The organism is Cupriavidus sp. MPR-AND1C (assembly GCF_058809705.1).
Genome location: NZ_JBXASU010000055.1, coordinates 1 through 22,954, shown reverse-complemented (window position 1 = coordinate 22,954; position 22,954 = coordinate 1). Strand labels below are relative to the sequence as shown.

The following is a 22,954-nucleotide window of genomic DNA, read 5'->3' as shown; positions in this document are numbered from 1 at the left end:
TGGGCCGCGCTCTCACGGCTTGCACAAGGCTGGCAGGAGCGGCTTGCGCGACGGCGCGCGGCTAGATGCGGTCCAGCGCCTCAAGATCCAGCAGGGTCACGCGTTTGCCCTTGACCTCGATGAGGCCGTCGCGCTGGAAGCGCGACAGGGTGCGGCTGACGGTCTCGAGCTTCATGCCCAGGTAGCTGCCGATTTCCTCGCGTGTCATGCGCAGCGCGAGGTCGCGCCGGGAGTAGCCGCGCGCATGCTGGCGCGCCGAGATATTGAGCAGGAATGCCGCCACGCGCTGCTCCGCGCACAAGCTGGCGAGCAGCAGCATCACGCCCGATTCGCGCACGATCTCGCTGCTCAGCATGCGATGCACGTGCTGCTGCAGCGAGCGCATTTCGCGGCAGAGCGCTTCGAGCAGATGGAAGGGAATGACGCACACCGCGCTGTCTTCCAGGGCGATGGCGTCGCAGGCGTGGTGCTCCGTGCAGATGCCATCGAGCCCGAGCGTCTCGCCGGTGAGGAAGAAGCCGCTGACCTGCTCGCAGCCGTTCTGGTGCGCCAACACCGTCTTGAACGAACCGGAACGCAGCGCGTAGATGCTCTGAAAGGCGTCGCCGGCCCGGTAGAGCGCTTCGCCGCGCCGGACCATGCGCCAGTTGTGGATCACGGTATCGAGCCTGGAGCGATCCGCGTCGTTCAGGTTGCCACCCATGCAGATGGCGCGCATGGCGCAGCTCGAGCAATTTGTCTTGTGGGACACCGTGGCCGGCGGGGTGGGTTCCAGGGGCAGGAAATCCAGCAATTGGGGGCCGTGATAGGCCTGGGGCATCGCCGCAGGCGCTTTCGCTTGCTGTTGCAGGTACGCTGACATGGCTGATTCCTTTGTCTCTGGTTTTTGGTTTTTGGTTTTTGGTTTCTGGTCTCTTATCTCTTGCCCCTGGCCGCTCGGACCGGCCACCGCTGCCGGGCGTGCTTGCCGCCGGTGCCGGGCAAAGGGCCGGGGCTGCGCGCACTACGCCGCGGTGTGTTCCGGCGCCGCCGCCCGGGCGGTTATCTTTTCCGCCGCAAGGCGCAGCATGGTGCTGCGCAAGGCGTCGAATTCCATGGTCTTGTCGAAGAAATACGACGCCCCGGCCCGCAGGCAAGCACTGCGCATTGGCGGCGCCGGGCAGTTGCTCAGGACGACCACGGTCGCCTGGCGGCGCATTCTTCGCAGGCCCCGCAGTGCGCACAGTCCCGAGCCGCCATACCGGCTCAGGCTGAGGATGACAATGTCGGGCAGCAGGATCTGCGCGGCCAGCAGCGCGGCACGTGGCTCGCGGGCCAGGGCGAGCAGTTCCACGTCCTTGATCGATCTCAGCATCCTGGCCTGCCGCGCGCCGATCAGGGCGGAGTCCTCGAGCAGCAGGACGGTCAGACGTTCAGGAAGAGTCATGGGAGCCATGCAATCGAGTATGGCTTGCGCCGCGGCAGGCGGAAAGAAGCGCAGGCTGATAGTGATGTCGGAAAAAAGCAGGTCCTTGTCAGGCAACCCTGACAAGGACCATCGCTGACTCGGCCGACAGCACGAACCGTGCCCACTGCGCTCACCTCGCCATATTGCGCGTGCATCACAGAGGGCGTGTGCATTTCGCTCAAATCGCCTACCTTTACAGGAGAGCCTCCGGCGATCCTCGCGGGATCCACGTAGGACTTGCCGACCCTCCGGGAGCACTTCGCGACCAGCCATGGCGACCAACGAGCCTACTTCACCAAATTTGCCTCGCGCGCCGATGCTCGGCGCCTGGGGCCTGGCGGTGGCCGTGATGCTCTCCCTGCTGCTGGTGCGCCTGCGGCGGCCGCGGCGCGCGGGGGAAGGCAACCTGCCGCATACCCAGGACAGCGAGGCCCGCCTGGCAGCGATCATCCGCTCGTCGATGGAGGCGATCATCACGGTGGACGAAACGCAGCGCATCGTGTTGTTCAACCCCACGGCGGAGCGTCTTTTTGGGTACACCGCCGCGCAGGTGGCCGGGCGCCCCCTGGCGGACCTGATTCCGGCGCGCTTTCGTGTGGCGCATGAGGCGCATGTGCGCCGATTCGGCGTCACCGGGGTCACGGACCGGCAGATGGGCCAGCAGCGGGTACTGCACGCGCTGCGCCAGGATGGCACGGAGTTCCCCATCGAGGCCTCGATCTCCCAGACGCAGGACGGCGCCGGAAGACTGTTTACCGTCATCCTGCGGGACACCACGGAGCGGGTGAGGGCGGAGACGGCCTTGCGTCAGTCGCGCGAGGAGCTCCAGCAACTCTCCGACCGGGTCCAGGCGTCGCGGGAAGAGGAGCGCCGCCGCATCGCCCGCGAGTTGCACGACGACCTGGGCCAGCGCCTGAGCGCGCTGAAAATGGACCTGGCCATCCTCGCCAGCGACCTCAAGGACGCCGGCACGGCGCCTGCCTTGCTGGACCAAGCCGCCGCCATGCATCTGGTCATCGACGAAACCGTGGCTTCGGTGCGGCGCATCGCCGCCGACCTGCGCCCGGCCTTGCTGGACGAGCTTGGCCTGATCCCGGCGATCGAATGGCTGGCAAAGGAGTTCTCCGCCCGCTACGGCGTCAATGTCATCATCCATGCCGCCGAGGAGGAAGACGTCGGCGAGCATGCGGCCACTGCGGTATTCCGTATCGTGCAGGAGGCGCTCAGCAATGTCGTGCAGCATGCGCAGGCCGACCGGGTCGATATCGAGCTGGTTCGCCAGGATGACCATTTTGAGCTGACCGTACGGGACAATGGCCGCGGCGACGCCGCCACGCAGCCTGCCGGTGGCGAGCGGGTATCGCTGGGGCTGGTGGGGATCCGGGAGCGCGCACGGCTGCTTGGCGGCACGGTCGCGACAAGGCAAGCGCCTGGCGAGGGCTTCTGCCTGACCGTGCGCTTTCCGTTGGCCACGGCCACGGCCACGGCCACAGCCACAGCCACAGCCACAGCCACAACCGCGAGCGAGGAGGCAAGCCCATGATCCCCGTGATGATTGCCGACGACCACGCCGTAATGCGCGACGGGCTGCGCCACATCCTGAGCCGCGCGGGCGGCTTCGCGGTGGTGGGTGAGGCGGTGGATGGCGCGGCCGTGCTGCAGATGGCGCGCGACTGCAAGGCCCGGGTCGTCCTGCTGGATCTGTCCATGCCAGGTCGCAGCGGGCTGGAGCTGATCAGGCAATTGCGCGTGGAGCAGCCCGAGTTGCGTATTCTGGTGCTGACCATGCACGCCGAGGAGCAGTACGTGGTGCGCGCTTTCCGGGCCGGGGCGGCAGGCTACCTGACCAAGGAAAGCGCGGCCACGGAGCTGGTCAGCGCCATCGGCAAGGTCGCCGCGGGCGGCACCTACGTGAGCGCCGCGATGGGCGAGAAGCTGGCCAACAGCCTGCAGGACGAGCACCGCGAGGATCCCCACCTGCGCCTGTCGGACCGCGAGATGGAAGTCTACCGCCGCCTGGTGCTGGGCGAGCCGCTGACCGAGATCGCCGCTGGCTTGTGCGTCAGTGCCAAGACCGTGAGCACCTACAAGATGCGGCTGATGGAAAAGCTGCAGTTGCCCAGCGAGGCGGCGCTGGTGCGTTACGCGATCCGGCATCGCCTGTTCGGCGAAGGCGAGATCTAGTCCCTGCGCTTGCCTGCGCTTGATCTGGGACAAAGTGCGGCCGGCGTGCTGTGCCACCATGAATTGGACTGGGCCTGCCCGCAGGCAGGCTCGCCAATACACGGAGCACATCATGGACTACCGGACCGTGCTGGTCGCGCTCGGAGCGGATCCCGACTGCGCATCTCGCGTCAGGATGGCTGCCGACCTGGCAGCCTCCTTTGGCGCGCATGTTACCGGCGTCAGCGCCACCGGCCTGCGCCTGGACCCGGCCCGGGGCGCGGGCGATGACGTTGCGCGGCATATGGCGGCGTCGCGCGGCAGGCTGCTGTCGCAGGCCACGCTGCAGGGCGAGATACTGAACAGCACCATGGCAGCGCATGCGCCGGGCGTGCCGTTCTCGCACGGCGTGGTCGAGGAGGAGACCGGCTGGGTCCTGGCGCAGGAGGCCCGCGTAGCCGACCTGGCCGTGATGGCTCGGCCGGTGGCAACGCAGGAAGTGCCTTCCCTGGGCGCCGGGGCGGCCGAGTATGTGCTGCTCAACGCCGGGCGCCCGGTATTGCTGGTGCCGCAGGCGTTTCGCCGGCTGCATGGCGGGCACATGGCGATCGCGTGGGATGGGCAGCGCGAAGCGGCCCGGGCCGTGGCCGACGCCATGCCTTTGCTGCTGCGCGCCAGCCACGTCACCATCATCGGCGTCTGGGACGATCGCGGCGAACCGCGGGCAGACTCGGAGCCGGTGGCCGGCTTGCGGCATTACCTGCAGCGCCACGGCATCGTGGCCGGCGTGCGCAACGTGCAGAAGGCGGGGCCCGTCGCCGCCAGGCTGCTCGACGCGGTTGGCGCGCTGGGCGCCGACATGCTGGTGGCCGGGGGCTACGGACACTCGCGCATGCGCGAACTGATCATGGGCGGCACCACGCGCACGTTGATGCATCACGCGCCGGTGCCTCTGCTGTTGTCGCATTGACGGAGCGCGCCATGCAGCTGCAATTTCTCGGCGCGACCGACACGGTCACGGGATCCAAGTATGTGCTGGACACCGGCCGCAGCCGCGTGATGGTCGACTGCGGGCTGTTCCAGGGCTACAAGGCGCTGCGCCTGCGCAACTGGGACCGCTTGCCGGTCGATCCGTCCACGCTGGACGCGGTGGTGCTCACGCACGCGCATATCGACCATAGCGGATACCTGCCGCTGCTGGTGCGCAACGGCTTTCGGGGGCGGGTGTTCTGCACCATGGGCACCGCGCAGTTGTGCCAGATCCTGCTGCCCGACAGCGCGCACCTGGCGCAGGAGGACGCGCACTACGCCAACCGCAAGGGCTACTCGCGGCACCAGCCGGCGTTGCCGCTCTACGACGGCGCGGACGCCGTGCGCGCCCTGCGCCGGCTCGACCCGATTCACTACGACACGCGGGTGAGGGTGACGCCCGACGTGGAGGCGGAGTTTCATCGCGCCGGGCATATCATCGGCTCGGCCATCGTGACGCTGCATGTGGATGGCAAGCGGATCGTGTTTTCGGGCGACCTGGGGCGCCAGCAGGACATCGTGATGCGCCCCCCGGAGATCCTTCGCGAAGCGGATCACTTGCTGGTCGAGTCCACCTACGGCGACCGCGCCCATCCCGCGGATGATCCGCTCGACACGCTGGGCGAGGTCGTCAGCCGCACCATCGGCCGCGGCGGCAGCGTGGTGATTCCCGCGTTTGCCGTCGGGCGCACCCAGGCGCTGCTGTACTGCCTCTACAAGCTGCGCGAGCAAAACCGCATTCCCCAGGTGCCGATCTACCTCAACAGCCCGATGGCGATCGACGCCACCACGATCTTCGCCTTGCACCCGGACGAACTGCGGATCGACCGCACCGCCTGCGCGGCGGCCTGCCATATCGCCGTCCTGGTCCAGAGCATGCAGCAGTCCATGTGGCTGAACCGCGACCGCGCGCCCAAGATCATCCTGGCCGGCAGCGGCATGGCAACCGGCGGGCGGGTGGTGCATCACCTGGAGACCTATGGCCAGGATGCGCGCAATACGATATTGCTATCCGGCTTCCAGGCCGCCGGTACGCGGGGCGCGGCGCTGGCCTCGGGCATGCGTGAACTGCGCATCCATGGCAAGCAGGTTGCCATCCAGGCCTCGGTGGAGCAGATTACTTCGCTCTCGGCCCATGCCGACGCCGGTGAGCTGATGACATGGCTCGGCGGCTTCGGCAGCGCGCCCCGGCAGACCTTCGTGGTGCACGGCGAGCCCGCCGCGAGCGATGCCCTGCGCCAGCGCATCGAGCGGGAACTGCGCTGGGCTGTCACGATGCCGGAGTATCTTCGTTCGTATGCGCTGGATTAGGCAGGCATGGTCCGCTTCCGGGTAGCGGCGCCGGTGCCGCCGGCGGTCCCGTTCAGCATGGCCGCCGCCTGGCTGAATTTTTCGAACATCTCCTGCACTGGCGCGGGCAGCGAAGCGGTGCTCCCGGCCTGCTGCAGCGTCGCTGCCTGGCAGCGCTGCCAGGTCTCCGCGGCTTCCCGCATTTGTTCCACCATGGCGGTCTGATTGTGAATGGCGAGATTCATCCAGGCTTGCATCCGCTGCGCGTAGTGCTCGGCCTGGTTTTGCGCGAAGGTGGCCGGCAGGGTGGCGAGCGTGGCGAAGTCGCCGGCATTCGCCAGCTGCGCGCCTGCGTCGTGCAAGGTCTTGATGTCCTTGCGTACCGCATCGAGCTGGAGTTCGAGAAAGCGCTGCCGGCTCTCCTGCATCAAGGTCAGCGCGCGCAGGCCCGCCTCGCAATTGGCGGTGAAAAATGCGAGGGGGATGTCGGTCTGGTCTGTCATGGTGAATCTCCTGGATGCGCGCGGTAACACGAGATAGTGCGGTAATGCGCGTGGATTGTTGCTGTGCCGCCAACTATTGTCAGCGGTCAGGGCGGGCCTGTCTCACCGGGCCTGTCTCACCGGATATGTCTCACGCAAGTCGCGCGACGACGGAAGATCCCGGTTTCGCCCATCCGATGATTCTAGAAGCGTGCCGCCGGCGCTGGTTGATCCGCATCAAGCTTGCGGCACATCAAGCCGGTTGCGCAGGCATGGTCCAGACTGGATGCAATGGTGCCGGTAAGCTTGACCGTTTCCGGGGGGGGATAGCATGGATCACACGGTCGTGGCATTTAGCGTCGCGCTCGGCATCGGCCTTGCGATCGGGCTGGAGCGGGAGCGCAGCCAGGCGGCCGATGGTGGCGAGGCGCCGGCCGGCTTGCGCACGTTTGCCATTGCCAGCGTCAGCGGCGCGCTGGGCGCGTTCCTGCCCAACGCGGGATTATTGCCGGCGGTCCTCCTGGCGATTGCCGGCCTGGCAGCCCTGGGCTACCGCCACACAGCGGCCAGGGATCCCGGCATGACCACGGAGATTGCGTTGCTGTGCACGGTCTTGCTCGGCGCGCTGGCCGTGACGCATCCGGCCCTTGCCGCCGGCATTGCCACCGTCCTTGCGATCCTGCTGCACGGCAAGGCAACCCTGCACGGCCTGGTGCGCAACGCGCTGAGCCGGCAGGAGCTGAGCGATGCCTTGATGCTGGCGGTAGCGGCGCTGGTGATCTGGCCTTTGTTGCCCGACCGCTACATGGGCCCGTTCGACGCCTGGAACCCGCGCACGCTCTGGCTGGTGGCGATGCTGGTGATGCTGATGGGCGCTGCCGGGCATATTGCCACGCGGCTGTTCGGCGAGCGGGTAGGCCTGCCGGTGACCGGCCTTTTCGGTGGCTTCGTCTCCAGCGCGGCGACCATCGGCTCGATGGCGGCGATGGTGCGCAGGGCGCCGGGCCTGCGCGATGCGGCCGTGGCGGCCGCGCTGCTTTCCAGCGTGGCCACGTTCGTGCAGATGCTGCTGTTGCTGGCCGCGACCAGCGCGGCAGCGCTGCGGCCATTGGCATTGCCTCTTGCGGCCGGACTCACGGCAATGGGCCTCTATGCCGGCGTCTGGCTCTGGCTGGCAGCGCGCAGGCCAGCCGTGCGGGACGGTGCACAAGATGGCGCACAACTGGCGGGCCGCTCGCTGGACTGGCGCGTAGCGGCAGGGTTCGTGCTGCTCATGGCCTTGCTCTTGCTGGTCAATGGCGCCACGCGGGCCTCGTCCGGGGCCGGGATGCTGATGGTGGTTGCCGTGGCCGGCGGGTTTGCCGATGCGCATGCCGCAACCGTGTCGGTTGCCGCGCAGGTAGCGGCGGGACGCATGCCGGCAGAGGCGGCGGTGTGGCCGGTGCTGGCGGCATTTTCCGCCAACACCGCGACCAAGATCGTGCTGGCTGCCGCGGGCGGGCGTGCCTTTGCCTTGCGTGTCGGTGCGGGGCTTGTGCTGGCTGGCGCGGTGACCTGGGCCGCGGCGCTCGCGCTGGCGTGGTTGCGCTGACGCCGGCCTGGGCATGCTGTGCCGCGGGCAGATCGTCAGACGTCCCCCAGCGCGTGATACAGCTCGTCTTCCTGCGCGAAATGCAGGCGCAGGATCGCATTGAGCTCATAGAGCAGACGCCGGATTTCCTGCGCGCTTTGCAGCTCAATGCCGTCCGCGGGCTGGTCCGCGGCGATGCGCTCCAGCATGCCGACCAGGTGGAATATCTCGCGATGCCCGCCGCTGAGCGCCGCCAGCGGGTCCTGGCCGCCGAGGCGCCGCGCGAGTTCAGGATAGAGGTCGGCGTCGTCGTGGATCTCATGCGCGAGCAATTGCTCGCGCAGTGCCTGGTTGAGCGCCGCCAGTTCGGCCGCGGCAGCTTGACCTGGGAGGCTGGCTACGCGATCCGCCATCGATCTCACCTGGTCGAGCACCTGCCCCAGCTCGCCATGCTCGGTCTTCAGCCTGGCGGCCTCGGCCGCGGTGATTTGCGCGGGCTGCCATTCAGGCCCAGGCTTGCGTGCCCGCAGCGCGTTGAGAATCACAACGACATCGATCACTTCTTGCAGCAGCGCGCCCGCCAGTGGCGGCAGGTAGCCGAATGCGGCCGCGATCATGGCCACCAGCGACAGCGCCATGCCCGCCACGACGCTTTGCACGGCAATGTGGCGCGTGCGCCGGGCGATCTGCATCGCCTCGGCCAGGCGGTCCAGGCGGTCGACCAGCAGTACCACGTCCGCAGCCTGCGCCGACGCGGCCGCGCCTGCCGCGCCCATGGCCACGCCGACATCGGCGGCGGCCAGCGCGGGCGCGTCGTTGACGCCGTCGCCAACCATGATGACCGTGCCGTCGCGTTGTGCCTCGCGGATTGCCGCTAGCTTTTGCGCGGGCGTTTGCTGGGCGCGCACTTGCGTCACGCCCAGCATCGCGCCTGTCATCCGCGCCACGTCTTCGCGGTCGCCGGTCAGCATCACCATGCGCTGGATGCCGGCCTGCCTGAGCAGCCTGAGCGCGCGCGGCGTGTCAAGCCGGATCTGGTCCGCAAGCTGCAGCGCGCCGCACATGGCGCCATCGACGCCAAGAAAGACGGCCGACGCGCCCTCATGGCCCATGCGCCGCACCCATGCCGTGCTCCACGGCGTGGGCGCGGTTTCGCTGGCCACGTGCGCCAGGGAGCCGATGGTGACCACATGCCCGTCGATCGTGCCGCGCAGGCCGGCGCCCGGATCCTCCGCGACCTTGCCCGGCAACGCCAGCGCCAGGCCGCGCTCGCGCGCCGTGGCGACCAGCGCGCGGGAGCTGGCATGGACCGAGGCTTGCGCCAGCGAAGCTGCCAGGCGCAGCACTTCGTCCTGCGCGTGTCCCGGCGCCGCCTCGATGGCCGAGATGCGGGCCTGGCCCGTGGTCAGCGTTCCGGTCTTGTCGAAAAACAGCACGCGGCATTGCGCCAGCCGCTCCAGCGCACCGCCGCTTTTGACCAGGATGCCCCGGCTGGCAGCGCGCGACATGCCGCAGACGATGGCCACCGGCACCGCCAGGATCAGCGGGCAGGGGGTGGCGACCACCAGCACCGCGAGTGCCCGGCGCGCATCGCCGGTCATGATCCAGGCCGCACCGGCGACGGCCAGCGCCAGCGGTACCAGCAGCAGGGCGTAGCGGTCAGCCAGGCGCATGGACGGGCTGCGGCTTTGTTGCGCCGCCATCACAAGGCGGACAATGCCCGAATAGGTACTTTGTGCCGCCGTGGCGCCGGCGAGCATCTCGAACGGCGCGCCGGCGTTGACCACGCCGCTGCGCAGTGGCTCGCCCGGCGCGCGGCGCAGCGGCATGGCCTCGCCGGTCAGGGTGGATTCATCCAGCTCGGCAGCCTGGAGCAGCGTCCCATCGGCGGGCACCACCTCGCCCGCGCGCACCAGCAGCCGGTCACCGGGGCGCACAAGCTCCAGCGGTACCGGGCGCCATTCGCCGTCTTCGAACCGGCTGGCTTCGCGCGGCGCGTGGCGCAGCAGCGCGCTCATCTCACTGGCGGCGCGCGCTTGCGCATAGCTTTCCAGTGCGCGTCCGCTGGCCAGCATCAGGGCAATCACGGCGGCGGCAAAGTGCTCGCCCAGCCACCATGCGAAGCCGATGGCCAGCAGAGCCAGGACATCCACGCCGGCTTTGCGGCGCCACGCCGCGAGCACGGTGCTGGCGGCCAGGGCGATCAGTACCGGCAGGACGCCGATCAGCCACGCGGTGCGGGCAAGCGCCGCCGATTCGAACCAGTACAGCAGCGATCCCGCGCTCAGCGTGAGCGCGCAGGTCGCCAAAAGCCCGAGGTCGAGCCAGCGATGGTAGCGAGGCTGCGCAGACGCCATATTGCCTTCAATCCGCCTTCAATCCGCCATCATTCCGCCTTCAATCGCGGCGCGAGACCGACATCGCGACAAGCACCCCGCATACGGCGGCAACGGCCGCGGCCGCGCCAAGCGCGCGCCATGGGTGCGACTGCACGTACGCTTCTCCCGCATCGGCCAGATCGCGCACTTGGTCGCGGCCTTGCGCCTGCAGTTCACGCAGGCGCAGCTGCAGCGCCTCCAGCCGCGCCTTGAACTGTTCACGGGCCTGGCCGGCTTGCTCGCCGGTCAAGGCGGCGGCGTCGCGCAGCAATGCCTGCACATCGGCCAGCAGGACGTTGACATCGCGCTGTAGCACGACGCGGTGGACGGAAAATGCGGATCTGACGTCGTTCATGGCGCACTCCTGGCGGATGGAAACGATGAAGGTTCGGCGGGATGAAGCCAAGCCACATAACACTATAGGTACGGCGCCGGCCCGGTGGTTGATCGGTATCAATCCGCCCATCAAACCCGGGTCGGACGAAGGGTGCCCCCGCTGGTTTCCTGGCACTGCTCGCATCCTCGCCGCAGGCGAATGCATCGGGCTCCGGCCGCTAGTGCCGGGCCCGGGCCGCGGCCCGCTGCGGCATCAGCAGCAGGCAAAGCGCCATGAAGCCCAGCAGCGCTGCCGAAGCACTGAAGCGATCCAGTGCCAGCCCGCCGGATTGCAGGGGCTTGTCGAGGAAGTCGCCCACCACCGCCCCAAGCGGGCGCGTCAGGATGAAGGCCGCCCAGAACAGCAGCGTGCGTGAGATCCGCGTGCGGTAGTAGGCCAGGGCTAGCAATGCCAGCAACGAGCCGAAGATCGCCATGCCGCCGACGTAGCCCATCCCGGCCGTGTCGGCAGTCCAGTCTCCCAGCGCTGTGCCAAGCGTCTGCGAGAACATGATGGTGACCCAGTAGCACAGTTCGGCGCGCGGCGAATGCACGCTGTCAACCGAGACCGTGCCAAGCCAGCGATACCACAACGCCAGCGACTGCAGCAACAGCAGTGCCAGCAACGCGGATCCCCCGGCGTAGCCAATGCCGAGCGAGCGGTCCGCGAAGTCCGCCAGCGTTGTGCCGACCGTGGTGGTGGCCACGATGGTGGCCCAGTACAGCAGCGGCCGGAAGTGCCTGGCGCGCACCTGGGCACAGACCACCACCAGGAACACCGCCGCAAAGATCGCTGTGCTGACCAGGTAGCCCAGTCCCATCGTCATGGACAGCGCATCGCCGCCGGTCTCCCCGAGCGTGGTCGCAGCGATCTTGATCAGCCAGAATGCCAGTGTAACTTCCGGCACTTTGCTGGCTGCGGCCGCGCCGGCCTCGCAAGTGGGGCGTGCTGTCATGTTGAATTCCTTTGTGCTGCGTTGGGCGTGGCGCTGCAAACGCCTGCCCGCCAGCATTGGCAGATGCTAGTCCGCGCCGGCTTAAGGCAACATTAAGGACAGCATAAAGAGCAGCATCAAGGGCATCCCCTCGCCGCCGTATTCCGCGAAATACTCACTGGTCGCCAGAGGCGGCGTGCGGGCCACCTTGTCCTTGCCCAGGCCCGTCTGCAACGCTGCCTCGACGCGTGCGACCGCCGTCTCGCTGTTCACCACACCATTCGGGTTCGGGTTCGGGTTTGGGTTCGGGTTTTTGGCCCGAGATCACCAGCTGTACCTGTAGCCCATGCTGAGCGTCCACGGTTTGTCGAGCCTGGCGCCGCTTGCGTACCCGTAGTCGGCGTACAGGCGGTGGTTCGTGCCCAGTGACGCAGCAACGCCCAGGCCCAGCTCGGCAAGGCCGCCGGACAGATCGGTCCGGGTAGCCACGCCGTTGGTGCGTACCGTGCTCTTGCCGTCAAGCTCCTGCGACAGGCTCAGCTTGAGGTAGGGCTGCACGGCGTTGCCATTGGCAAATGCAATGCGGCGGCCGAGCAGGGAACCAACGCGCAGGCGCATCGAATTGCCGCTGCCGGCATCGACCTGCAGACCGTTGCTGGCGCGGTAGCTGGCGCCGCTGGCGCGGAGCATCGACAACGCCACCTGAGGCTCGACGAACCAGCCGAAACCGAACGGCATCTGGCGGCCGGCTTCCACCGACATGCCGATGGCGTTCTGGTGGGAGGCGGCCTTCACCGACTGGCCGTCGGTCGCCACCACCGCGAAGTTCTGCTGGATCTTGTTGGCCTTGAACACGCCGTCGACGTACCAGCCGGCGTCAGCCAGCCAGGTGGCATAGCCACCGAAGTGGTAGCTATCGGCGCCGCCCGTGCCTTCGTCACGAAAACGGCGGTCGGTCGAACTGTATCCGGTCATGCTACCGACGTACCAACGCCCGCCTTCGACCGGCAGGGACTTGTCGACGCCGACCGCCAGGCCGCCCACGGTCTGCTCGAACGAGCGGCCGCCGCGATTGTCGAGCTTCTGGCGCTCGCCGAAACCCCGCACCCAGACGCCACCTTCGTTCTTGCCCTGGCGCAACTCACCCATCCGCTTGGCCAGCGTGCCTGTTTCGGCATGCCAGATTGCGTGCGCGGTACCTGCGCTGGACGTATTGACCGCGGCGTTGGCGGCCGTGGACAGGTTGTCAGGCGGCCCGATCCGGGACTGGTCTGGCGCCGGCACCGCTTCCGGCGACAGTTCGATGGCGTTGACGAGGCTCCAGTCGGTGGCGCGGCCGTTAACCGTGTCGCTGCTTTTCAGCGCATAGCGATAGGTGCCGGCGTCTACCAATTGATCGCGGTTGGCGAGCGCGAACGACCCCGGGCCGCCCTCGCTCTGAATGATCCTCAGGGACCCGTGGCCGGCCAATGGCTCGGCGCCGCTGTTGGCGACCAGCACGCGGTGATTGCCCGTGACGGTGCCGGCGACACGCAGCAGGTCCCCCTGGCCGGCGCCCAGGTCGGTGCGCATCTCGAACAGGCCGCCGCCGCCGAGGTTGCCGGTCACGTCCAGCACCTTGAAGCCGCTGCCCGGGGTGGCGAACGACACCGTGCCCGCATTGTCCAGCCGCGCCACCGCCGAGTTCCCGCGCACACGCCAGGTGCTGCTGCCGTCAATGCTCAGCGTATCCACCGTCCGCCCGGCGTTGTTGCGCAAGGTGCCGGTCAACACGGAGTGGTCGCGCAGGGTTACGCTGGCCGACCCGCTGTCGAGCAGCACGTCACCCTCCAGGTGGCTGCGCTGCGCGTTGAGTTGCACATTGCGTGCGGCGATCGTGGTGCTGCCGCTTGGCGTGGAGAGGCGCCGTTCGCCCAGGTACAACAATGTGCCTTCGCCGCTGCGGGATCCGCCGATGATCGTGGTGTCGACCAGGTTGGCGATGAGGCCGCCGCCTTCGACCGAGATGCCATTGCCGAGTGCGGCCTCGATGTGGCTGTTGCGGATCCCTATCGCGTTGTCGACGCCTGGCGTGTTTGAGTAGGCCTGCAAGCCATTGGCGCCTTTGCCGCCGGTGCGTATGTCGACGCCGTCCAGGCTGGCTTGCGCGCCCTGGTTGCCCATCATCAGTCCATGGGCGTTGTCGCCAGCGGTGCGCACGATGGTACCGGTTGCTTCCAGGCGCGCGCCGTTGGCGAGTAGGCCGTAGGCTGTGTCGCCGTGCGTGGTGACCGAGCCACCTTCCAGCACGACGCGGGACCCGGACCCGCGCGAGACCACACCGATGGCAGCGTTGCCGAAGGTCTCGATGGCGACGCCGTGCGCGGTGGTCGTCGCTCTGGTGCCGCTGCCGCCATAGAGTTCGGCTACGTAGATGCCGTGCCCGCTGGCGCCAAGCGTCGTGATCGAGCCGCCGTCCATGGTGACTGCGCCCGCCCGGTTGTCCACGCCCAAGGCGTTTTCCCCGGTCATCCTGATGGAGACGTCCTTGGCCAGCACGACGCTCTCGCTCGGAACCCGGATGCCAGCGACGAACGAACCATTGCTGCTGATCCGCACGCGTTCCAGCCTGGCATAGACACCATCGCCGTTTGCGTCGATGCCGGAACCCGTCTCGGCATGCACCACCACATCGCGCAAATTGGCTTTGGACGGGGTGAATACCGCGCAACCGGCCCTGGTGAGATACACGCCGTCGCGATACGCGTCGATGGTGCCGTTGAAGTACGAGATGCTGCCGCCAGCCGCGTGGATGCCGGTGCCACGGACCGAGACGATCTCGGTGTTGGTTGCGGTCACCGCGCCACGCTCGACGCTGATGCCTTTGCCGCCCCAATTCGTGGCGGCGGTGGCATGGAGCCTCGCCTGATCCAGGACGACGCTGGCGCCATCTGCTGCGTGGACTGCCGAGGCGCCGTCGCCAAGGACGGTGATCTGCGTTTCGCGGGCGGTAATCACGGCATCCTTGCCCGCTGCGTTCAGGCCATGGGCTTCGTCTCCCTGGGTGGAAACCGAGCCGCCGGTCACCTCGATGCGCCCGCCGTCGATGGCGTGCACGCCGTAGGAATATCGACCCTCGGTCGTTGTCCGCGTGCCGTTCAGGGTCGCTAGGCTGCCCGCATCGCGCACGACCAAGGCATCGGCGTTGAACTCGCCCAGCGCGGTAAGGTTGCTGTCGGACAGTCCCAGCGTGCCGCCGGCGCTGACGGTGACGCCCTGCGCGCCGACGCTCGTGCCTGCGATGCCGGCCCGGATGCTGACGCCGTTACCCGAAAGGGAGTTGTTGGTTCCCCTGATATTGACCGCTGCGCCGGCATCCGCACGCGTGACCGTGTCACCGGGGAAGAGCACCCGGTTCTCCCCATCGGGTGAGGAGAGATCGATGCTGGGGTAGGCTGTCGCTGCCGTGGCCAGCGGAATGGCCGGGAACAGCATGGTGAGGATGGCGACGGAAATTCCGGTTGGTTGCAGTTTCATGGAGGCGTGCCCGGCTTGCTCCGCCCAATACCAAATACACCAGACCTGAATCCGTTATTTAAAATAATGAAGTGAGTATGGAGGCGTTGACGGGGAGCGTTGAGAGAATGGGATCAGCCGGGGCATTCTAGATACGCATTCGCCAGATTTGAATCGGACAAGTACGAAAAGCGTGGCGCTCGACGACAAAGCGCGGTCTCCGGGCATGGCGCATTGCTCAACCGAAAACGAAAGCGCGAGCGAAAGCGAAAGCGAAAGCGAAGCGGGCGCCTGGAAAAGTCGATGTCAGGATGCTGGCCGGGAGCGACGCGCGTTGCGCTTGGCTCGCGGCCAGTTTGACTTCCACGGCGCCCGGGATCGAGCCGATGAAACCGGCGCACGTGGAAGGCAGCAGCCTTACTCGTCGATCAGCCGGGAGTGCCCATGCAACGTGAAGTGCGAGTCGGGCGGCAGATAGGCCACGGCGCTCGGGCGCGAGCCGGCATCGTACGCAGGCGCAGCCAACATATAGCCAGCGTTATCGCCAGTGCTATGGCCGGCGCTATCGCGAGCGCTATCTCCAGCATCATCGGCTACCGGCGTCCTGGCACTGCGCGCGGCCACCTGCCTGGGAGGAACCGGTTCGGCATGCGAATGCCTGCGGGCCACGACGTGCTCGACCGGTGCGGCCACAGGACTGGTGGTTGTGCTGGCGGTTGCGCTATCAGCCCGCAAAGGGGCGGGCAGAGGCGCCGCAGGCGTGAGCGAGTCAACCGTGGCCGCCACGGCTTCCGGCCGGTCGGCCACAGCGGCTTGCAGCCCGGCATCCGGTGCGGGCAATCGCGCAGGCGAGGTCACTGGCATGGACCCGGGCATGGACACAGGCTGGAACGAAGGCAAGGGCTCGGGCGCGGGGCCCGTCAACCAAGCCGCCAACAGCCACGCCGCCGCCGCCGCCATGCCGCAGCCCACCGTGCCGGCAGCCAGCCCGCGCAGCCGCGCGCGGCGCAACGCCCGCGCCAGGGTGGGGGCCGTGGTGGCAAGATGGACTTTGACGGCCTCCGCACGGTACGCGGCAAGCGTATCGCGCACATCGAAGCGTGTGCCCCATGGTGGCGGCACATCGAGTTGGGAAGGAATAACGGAACTAGACAAGGCTTATCTCCGAAGCGCAAAAACGACGCAACGCGGCCGGCCTATCCGGGCGAAGCTGGTCAGTGGAGTGATATTAGCATCGCTAAAATCAGATGAAAATCGGACAAGTACGAATCTGCATCACCGCAGAACCGGCTTTCGAAATCCGCGTTTTCGGCCTCGATGCGCGCCTGGACTGAGGTGCAGGGCAATTGCGCCGGTTTTTAAATTCGGACTTATCCGATTGCGAGCGCCATAGAAAATCAGACTTATCCGATTTCCTGCGCGCTGCAATCTCGTTAGACTTTCGTTTGTCGGCATACCCCTATGTGCCGACGGTCTACATTTGCAGAGTGGGGGACCCCCTCCGACCCGCAATCGCGCCCCAGGCTGTTATCCCCGTGACAGCCTGGGTTTTTTTTTGCCGGCGCCACGAAAGCCAGCCATGCTGGCGAAGTCCGCGAAGTTGGCAAAGCCGGCTTTGGCAGCGCGCCGGTGCGTTGCGGCAGCGATCAAAAGAACAGACACCAAGGTTGGCATACGAAACGCCCGCGAAAGGCGGGCGCCGGGAAGGCGCCCGCTTCGCCTTTCGTCATCCGCGTCGCGCTATGCCGCGGATGCCTTCAGCGCGTCAGTTCCAGCGCGTATTCCAGCTGACGGGCGTCGCTTGCCCCCAAGCGCCGACGACGGGTGCGGACCATTGTTGTGCCCACCAGTTCTTGGCGGGCTTGGCTGGCTTCACGGGTTTGGGTGGCTTCACCGGCTTCACGGGCTTGACTGGCTCCTCAGGCTCCACAGGCTTGACCGGCACCAAGGGCAGCTCCACAAGCTGGGCCTGCTCGATGGTCCCGGAGTTGACGAAGATCGGCGAGCGCACCGTCACCTCGCCCTCTTTGGCGGACAGGCGGTCGAGGTTGGTGAAGGTGGTGCTGGAGACGTCGAGGTTGCCGTGCTCGCTGGACAGCGTGCCTTCGTTCCTGCCGGACGTTATCTTGACCGACAGGTCCCGGCTCGCGGTGATCTTGCCGGAGTTCGAAAATTCCGCCGCCTTCACCGTGGCAATGCCAGTCGCGCTGCTGACCGTGCCCGTGTTGGTGATGGTTGCGGCATCGAGCTTGAGCTCACCCGCGTTGGAACGGACAACGCCATCGTTAATCAGGGTTGCGGCGAATACGGAAAGGTCCTGCTGCGCTTCCATCGTGCCTTGCGCGCCATTGGAGAAGTCCGCCGTCTTGGCCGAAAGCGTGCCGCCGGCCTTGATCGTCTTCGTGTTCTGCAGCGTGGCCGTGTTCAGCGTGATGTCGCCGTCCGACGCGATGGTGCCGTCATTGATCAGCGATGCCACCTTGATCGAGGCGCCGGATCCGCCGCGGATCGCGCCGGCATTGTCCAGGCTGTTCGAATTGATATCGGTGGTGCCTGCCGCGAGCAGCTGTGCGCCCGACCGTACGCTGAGCTTGTCCTCGGTGGCTTTCCCGGCGACGACGAAACCGGGCTCGATGCCGGCGTTGGCCTGCTCGCCGCCCTGGCCTGCCGATGTGACGACCATGCCGGTCTTCTTGATCGTCAGGTCACCCGTGAGCGCCTGCACCTTGCCTGCGATGTTCACGCCGGCGCCACCTTCGGTGCTTCGCAGCGAAATGGCGTTGGCGTACATGCCGCCCAGCGCGGCCACATCGATCGCGTGCACGGGAACGATATCTTTCCCGTTGGTCGTCTGCGCGGCATCGATGCGTTCGCCGTCATAGGCGACATCGTTGCGCCCCGCCACGGTGCGGATCAGGTCCTTGGCACGGACTGCCGCGTCGATCTTCATGGAGCGCGACAGCAGGTCGACCTTGTCCACCGTGCCGGCATCGAACCCCCGGCCGCTGATGGCGATGTCGCCGCCAGCCACCGCGAAGCCGGATACGGCGCCGCCGCTGGTGAGGGTCGGGGTGCCCGTGGTCAGCGTGACGCGGGAGGCGTTCAGCACGCTGCCGCCATCGACGGAGATGCCGTTCGGGTTGGCCACGATCAGCGCGGCGCGCTGCCCGGCAATTTCCGTGGCGCCATTCAACATGGTGCGGGAGCTGCCGACCACCTCGTTCAGGATGACGCTGGCGGCGCCATTGGCGAGCGCGGCATTGCCCGCGACGTTGCCGCCGATCTGCGTGGCGGCACCGTTGGCGCTGTTGTTGAGCACCAGGCCATTGGCGCCCACGTTGTAGTTCTGGAACTGGTTGTGCGATACGCCGGCGGCGTTCGGCGCGTTGATCTGTACGAGCGGCACGCCGTTGGCGGTCGCGCCGATAGCCGGGCCGCCAGGCGCCGCGCTGATCTGTGCGGACGCGATGGAGGCGTGAAGCGCCGGGACGGCCAGCAACAGTGCGCGCAGCAGGATGCTGCAGCTGGGCGGGCGGGTAATCATGGATGTTGTTTTCATCATTTGGGCCATGGTAAGTAACGTGAGAGACGGCAGGCCGCCGGCATACGGAGATCCGTGCCGATTGGGGGCGGGCATGCCGGGTCAGGGGGGGAGATTCAGTGATGGCTGTGGTTGGCTTCCTCCGTCAGGTTGTGGATCCATTCAATGTCAGTGCATCCGGTGTCATAGCCTCATGGATAGCTGCACGGCCACCGCCACGCGGGCCGCCTCGAACCCGGCCGGCTTGGCCACCGGCATGCCAACCGACACGTCGTAGCCAACCCTGCCATACGCGCCCCGGACCCCGAGTGCGGCGCCCACGAGGGTTCGCCCCGCGAGTTCGCGCGTCACGCTGCCACCCACGCCGCCCGCGTCAGCCGCGGCATAGGCTTCCTGCCCGGTGTTGCCGATCGCCAGCGCCACTTCATTGCGCAGCACCCACCCGCTTTGCCCCATCAGCGTGCGCGAGCCATCGAAGCCACGCACGGTGTAGCGGCTGCCGATCGAGAGCATTTCCGTCGCCGGGATCGCATTCGGCGCGGCCTGGGCATTGGCGCTGGCGCGATAGCCCAGGCGTTGCCCGGCGAGAGAGAAGGGGGCATCGACGCTCGCATTGGCGCTGAGGATGCTGTAGCGGCCGTTCCATTGCGTTTTTCCGCTCACATAGCCGCTGTTGGCCGACCACGCGGGAATGCTCCCGCGCAGGCCGAGGCCCGCGGTGAACGTCATGCGGCTCGTGCGTTGATAGTGGGAATAGCTGAGTGTGTAGCTGGTGATGTCGCGTGTCTGCACGCCGATCGGCCATTGGCCAAGCCGGACGTCGTCCGATCGCCGCGACAGCCTGGCGCGCACCGTGCCCTTCATCGTGCCGGTACGGTAAGCCACGCTGCTGGCGCCCACCTCGAACGTACGCGTGCGGCCCGTGTAGGGCAGGCTGCCGGCGGTCGTTGAGATCGTCTGCAGGAAATCATACTGGTTCGCGCCCAGCCAGAAGGAGCCATAGCCAAGCGGCACGGTCCATTGCAGGCCCATCGCGCGCGAGCCGACGGCTCGGTTGCGCAGGTGCGCATCGTTGTTGTAGGTGGCGACGAGCTGGTCGTAAAGCCCCAGGGGCGAGTCAAGCACCAGTACGCCGCCGAGCTGATTCTTGCCGGTCGCGTCGATCCCGGAGTTGTCGGCGGTGACGATGGCGCGCCAGCGGCGCACCTCGGGCGCATGGTGAATGGCGAGATCGGTCTGGCCAAACGCCTTGCCTGGCTCCAGCACCATCCGTACCGATGCATCGCCGGCCACGGTGCGGATGTTCTCCAGCGTCTGGTCCAGATCGCGCAGGTTGAGCACGTCGCCTTCGCGCATCGGCATTGCCATCTGGCGGCGGCCCGGGGCATCGCCGGTCTCGGCGATGCTGCCGATGCGCCCGGGCACGAGTTCGATTTCCAGCGTGCCGGCGCGCAGGTCCTGCTCGCCGATGAGCACTTGCGTGGTGAGGTAGCCGCGCTCGATGAGCTGGTAGCGCAGATGGTCGCGCAGGCGGGTGATGCCTTCGGACCCGACGCACACGTCCTGCACCTGGACCGCGCGCACGAGCCATGCGAACGCCTCGGCGTGCTTCCATGCAAGGCGCGAGATGTTGAAGCAAGGCGACTCCACGGGAAAGACCAGTGTCGCGTGTGGAGATGCCTCGCCGCCCGACAGCACAGGCGCCGCGGACGAGGCGCGTGAGAACGCCTCGTCGACCTGCTGCGCCTGGCGGCGTGTCGTTTCCGTGGTCTCGGCGGCCGCATGCGGTGTCAGTGACTGTGCGGTGGCCGCGGGGGGCCGAAGCAGGAGCAGCGCAACTGCGCCGCCGATAATGCGGATGGAATTCATGCTGCCCATGCTGCGCGCGTTGCCTGGAACGCAGGCGCAGGTTTGTTGCGAAAACGCCAGCCCGCCAATGCCCGAGCCGCTTGATGGGCCAGGGTGGCAGTCGCTGTGTGTTGCGTTTGGTGTCTTGCGTTTGGTGTCTTGCACGCGCGTGCGTGTCGTGCATCGTGCGTCGCTGCTGTCGTTAGCGAGGTAACAAGATTCTGAGTGTCTTGTGCAGGGAAGACAATCGGACAAGTTTGAAAATGCGGCGGAATTTGCAAGAAAACCCGGCGCGGCGGCCGATGCGTGCTGCCGCATCGCCAGATGAGGACGGTGGCGGGGGCGGCAAGACAGACCGAACCGAAACCGGTTGAAGCGGGTTGATGCTACTGATACGAGAACGTGATCGTACTCCGCGCGCCAACCGAGCCCGGCTTGATGGTCGGCTCGGTCTTCACATATTCTGCGGCCAGGGGAATGCTGAAGTTGCCACCCGACGCCCGCGAGCGGCAGACATACCATTGGTTGGTGTTTCCCTTCGCCGACGAATCCGGACCGAGCCCCGGCGGCGTTGCTTCGCCCGAGCGGAACATTTGAATGCCCATGCCCATGCCCATGCCCATGCCCATGCCCATGCCCATGCCCATGCCCATGCCGGTGGCGGTGGAATTGCCGCCAACGGGCCTGTCAGTGCATTGCTGGCATCTCCATCTCCCGAAAACTTACAGCATCAGCCGGAAAGCCTGCGTCTCTCCGTCCGGATTCGGTGGATACTACTGATACGAAAAAGTGATGGTGCTGAGCGCGCTCATGGCACCCGGCTTGATCGTTTCCGCCGTCTTGATATAGCGCGCTTCGAGGGGCACCGAGATCACACTGCCAGATGCCGCCGATTTACCAACCAGCCACTGATTCTTATTGCCCTTGGCCGATGAATCCGGCCCAAAATTCAACGGACTGGTCGTACCTTGCTTCATTATCTGAATACCCAAGCCAGTTGCCGTCGAATTCTTCGCCAGGCTAAGGATATTGCCGGTATTCGCGGGATTGGTCGCATCCGTCAAGGTTGCAAAGACATTGACGTTCGCATCGCATTTGAGTCCCAACGAAAACGGCGCCGACTTGGCGGCAGAGACATCTCCTACCGCTTTCAGGCTATACGTCACCAACTGCGGCATGACCACCGCGTTGGTTGCGCCGGACGTGATCGTGCATGTTTTTGCCGTAACGGCGATGCTCAATGCACCTATACCTAACGACAGTCGATTCGACACGACAGTTCCATTCAGCATGGCGCCTAGGGTCGAGGTGGTTTGAGCCGGGACACGATAGGTTCCCGTTGCGACAGCCCCCGTTACGACGAGCGTCGCCAGCTGGTTGTAACCCCAACCGTTAGAGCCGGTTTGCCCGGCCGGAAACACAGTTGGCCCAGCCCCAATAGACACCCATGACGTGTTGACATTTTTTGTTTCCAGTGCGTAACCTATGCCGGGAATTCCGGTTTCAAATACAGCCGCGGGGCCGGTGTAGCCCTGATACGTCACACCCGGAACCACTCTCCCGAGCGGCGTTACGACCATTGCATCGATCTGGCAGCCGGTTTCGGAGATTCCTGCAACAAATCCGCTTCCGCCAGTCGATGACGGAAACTGAATCCCTGGGGCTAACGAATCTCGAACATGGCTGAGCGTGGTCGGAAGTGTCGGCGATAACGAAGTAACACTCGGAACTAACGTACAAGCAGCAAATGTTGATTCAGACAGAAACATGACGCCCAGGATTAGAGCGCTCGAAGTCATTTTAAATAGCATAAGAAGTCCACTTGCCATATACGTGTCGGATACATCAAAGTTCCTGATGCCATCCGAACACCGCAATGCATCATCGGGTGCATGCTCCCATCTCTGCCTGGGCTAGATGCCCGCGTTGACGTCGCATCCCGTGCGGCGCAGTCGCACGACTCGACACGGTCGGCACATAGTCGTACGCACGGCAGATCGAGGCTCTGGCGCGGCGCGTACTTCGCCGTGCGTTTCCGCACCGGCAGCGAGTACATTAGCAAGGCAGCGGGCCGGTGTGATTGAGCTGGCAAATGCCGGCGACAAGGCGTCCTGAAGCAACAAGGATATCGAGATTGCAGGCCGTTTGGAATAGGACGAGTACTAAACTGCGCGCCGTCGGCGAGAAGGCGTTTCGCCGTTGGCGCAACAAGGGCGGTGCCATGGGCTTTCAGCAAGGAACAGGGCCGGTGTGATTGAATTGCCGATAGGCAAACTGCAAGCTCCAGGGCGCGTAGACATAGTGCAATGCTCGCCCCACGGCGTTGCCGTCGGCTTGCGGGCGGGCTTCATTGCGCAGATCCAGCGTGACAAGGACCAAAAGCGCCACCTTGACGTCGGAG

General features: G+C 66.4%; 18 protein-coding genes. 5 read left to right on the top strand and 13 right to left on the bottom strand.

What is annotated here, in order from left to right:
- Positions 1 to 61: 61 nt before the first annotated feature.
- Together AC1RWI_RS25160 and AC1RWI_RS25155 are read right to left on the bottom strand one after the other, a co-directional pair.
- On the bottom strand, positions 62 to 862 hold the full coding sequence (locus AC1RWI_RS25160) for a helix-turn-helix domain-containing protein (protein WP_082054846.1): 801 nt from the start codon (positions 860 to 862) through the stop codon (positions 62 to 64).
- A gap of 141 nt (positions 863 to 1,003) precedes the next feature.
- Complete coding sequence (locus AC1RWI_RS25155; RefSeq protein WP_492869456.1) at positions 1,004 to 1,522, bottom strand: response regulator; 519 nt, start codon at positions 1,520 to 1,522, stop codon at positions 1,004 to 1,006.
- 241 nt (positions 1,523 to 1,763) lie between these two features.
- Here AC1RWI_RS25155 and AC1RWI_RS25150 point away from each other — a divergent pair, with 241 nt between their 5' ends.
- The 4 genes from AC1RWI_RS25150 to AC1RWI_RS25135 all read left to right on the top strand — a co-directional run bounded on the left by AC1RWI_RS25150 (position 1,764) and on the right by AC1RWI_RS25135 (position 5,950).
- Complete coding sequence (locus tag AC1RWI_RS25150; protein WP_492869454.1) at positions 1,764 to 2,990, top strand: PAS domain-containing sensor histidine kinase; 1,227 nt, start codon at positions 1,764 to 1,766, stop codon at positions 2,988 to 2,990.
- Entirely contained in the window at positions 2,987 to 3,631 is a 645-nt protein-coding gene (locus tag AC1RWI_RS25145; protein ID WP_492869452.1) for a response regulator, read from the top strand. The genes AC1RWI_RS25150 and AC1RWI_RS25145 overlap by 4 nt, the downstream gene beginning before the upstream one ends.
- Before the next feature lie 112 nt (positions 3,632 to 3,743).
- On the top strand, positions 3,744 to 4,580 hold the full coding sequence (locus AC1RWI_RS25140) for a universal stress protein (protein ID WP_492869450.1): 837 nt from the start codon (positions 3,744 to 3,746) through the stop codon (positions 4,578 to 4,580).
- A gap of 11 nt (positions 4,581 to 4,591) precedes the next feature.
- Positions 4,592 to 5,950, top strand: a complete 1,359-nt coding sequence (locus tag AC1RWI_RS25135; protein ID WP_492869448.1) for an MBL fold metallo-hydrolase RNA specificity domain-containing protein — start codon at positions 4,592 to 4,594, stop codon at positions 5,948 to 5,950.
- Here the strand turns inward: AC1RWI_RS25135 and AC1RWI_RS25130 are convergent.
- Entirely contained in the window at positions 5,947 to 6,432 is a 486-nt protein-coding gene (locus AC1RWI_RS25130; RefSeq protein ID WP_492869446.1) for a phasin family protein, read from the bottom strand. The genes AC1RWI_RS25135 and AC1RWI_RS25130 overlap by 4 nt on opposite strands.
- Positions 6,433 to 6,742: 310 nt before the next feature.
- Here AC1RWI_RS25130 and AC1RWI_RS25125 point away from each other — a divergent pair, with 310 nt between their 5' ends.
- Complete coding sequence (locus AC1RWI_RS25125) at positions 6,743 to 8,002, top strand: MgtC/SapB family protein (RefSeq protein ID WP_492869444.1); 1,260 nt, start codon at positions 6,743 to 6,745, stop codon at positions 8,000 to 8,002.
- Positions 8,003 to 8,037: 35 nt separating this feature from the next.
- Here AC1RWI_RS25125 and AC1RWI_RS25120 read toward each other — a convergent pair whose 3' ends face one another.
- The 10 genes from AC1RWI_RS25120 to AC1RWI_RS25075 all read right to left on the bottom strand — a co-directional run bounded on the left by AC1RWI_RS25120 (position 8,038) and on the right by AC1RWI_RS25075 (position 22,322).
- Positions 8,038 to 10,338 (bottom strand): heavy metal translocating P-type ATPase, encoded by a 2,301-nt coding sequence (locus tag AC1RWI_RS25120; protein WP_492869442.1) that lies wholly within the window; start codon positions 10,336 to 10,338, stop codon positions 8,038 to 8,040.
- A 40-nt stretch (positions 10,339 to 10,378) separates the two neighbouring features.
- Positions 10,379 to 10,714 carry an ElaB/YgaM/YqjD family protein gene (locus AC1RWI_RS25115; RefSeq protein ID WP_043346091.1) on the bottom strand — a complete coding sequence of 112 codons (336 nt, stop codon included), beginning with the start codon at positions 10,712 to 10,714 and terminating at the stop codon, positions 10,379 to 10,381.
- A gap of 199 nt (positions 10,715 to 10,913) precedes the next feature.
- Positions 10,914 to 11,690 carry a COG4705 family protein gene (locus tag AC1RWI_RS25110; protein ID WP_492869440.1) on the bottom strand — a complete coding sequence of 259 codons (777 nt, stop codon included), beginning with the start codon at positions 11,688 to 11,690 and terminating at the stop codon, positions 10,914 to 10,916.
- Positions 11,691 to 11,771: 81 nt separating this feature from the next.
- Positions 11,772 to 11,942 (bottom strand): hypothetical protein, encoded by a 171-nt coding sequence (locus tag AC1RWI_RS25105; protein WP_492869438.1) that lies wholly within the window; start codon positions 11,940 to 11,942, stop codon positions 11,772 to 11,774.
- Positions 11,943 to 11,993: 51 nt separating this feature from the next.
- Positions 11,994 to 15,185 (bottom strand): autotransporter outer membrane beta-barrel domain-containing protein, encoded by a 3,192-nt coding sequence (locus AC1RWI_RS25100; RefSeq protein ID WP_492869436.1) that lies wholly within the window; start codon positions 15,183 to 15,185, stop codon positions 11,994 to 11,996.
- Positions 15,186 to 15,581: 396 nt separating this feature from the next.
- Entirely contained in the window at positions 15,582 to 16,319 is a 738-nt protein-coding gene (locus AC1RWI_RS25095; protein ID WP_492869434.1) for a hypothetical protein, read from the bottom strand.
- Between the two features lie 610 nt (positions 16,320 to 16,929).
- The gene (locus tag AC1RWI_RS25090) at positions 16,930 to 18,708 is read right to left on the bottom strand and encodes a filamentous hemagglutinin N-terminal domain-containing protein (protein WP_492869432.1); all 1,779 of its coding nucleotides are present in this window, start codon (positions 18,706 to 18,708) and stop codon (positions 16,930 to 16,932) included.
- A 180-nt stretch (positions 18,709 to 18,888) separates the two neighbouring features.
- Positions 18,889 to 20,574 carry a ShlB/FhaC/HecB family hemolysin secretion/activation protein gene (locus tag AC1RWI_RS25085; protein WP_492869430.1) on the bottom strand — a complete coding sequence of 562 codons (1,686 nt, stop codon included), beginning with the start codon at positions 20,572 to 20,574 and terminating at the stop codon, positions 18,889 to 18,891.
- Positions 20,575 to 20,939: 365 nt separating this feature from the next.
- Positions 20,940 to 21,200 (bottom strand): hypothetical protein, encoded by a 261-nt coding sequence (locus tag AC1RWI_RS25080; protein WP_492869428.1) that lies wholly within the window; start codon positions 21,198 to 21,200, stop codon positions 20,940 to 20,942.
- A 126-nt stretch (positions 21,201 to 21,326) separates the two neighbouring features.
- Positions 21,327 to 22,322, bottom strand: coding sequence for a fimbrial protein (locus AC1RWI_RS25075; RefSeq protein WP_492869426.1), 996 nt, complete (start codon positions 22,320 to 22,322; stop codon positions 21,327 to 21,329).
- Positions 22,323 to 22,954: the final 632 nt, after the last annotated feature.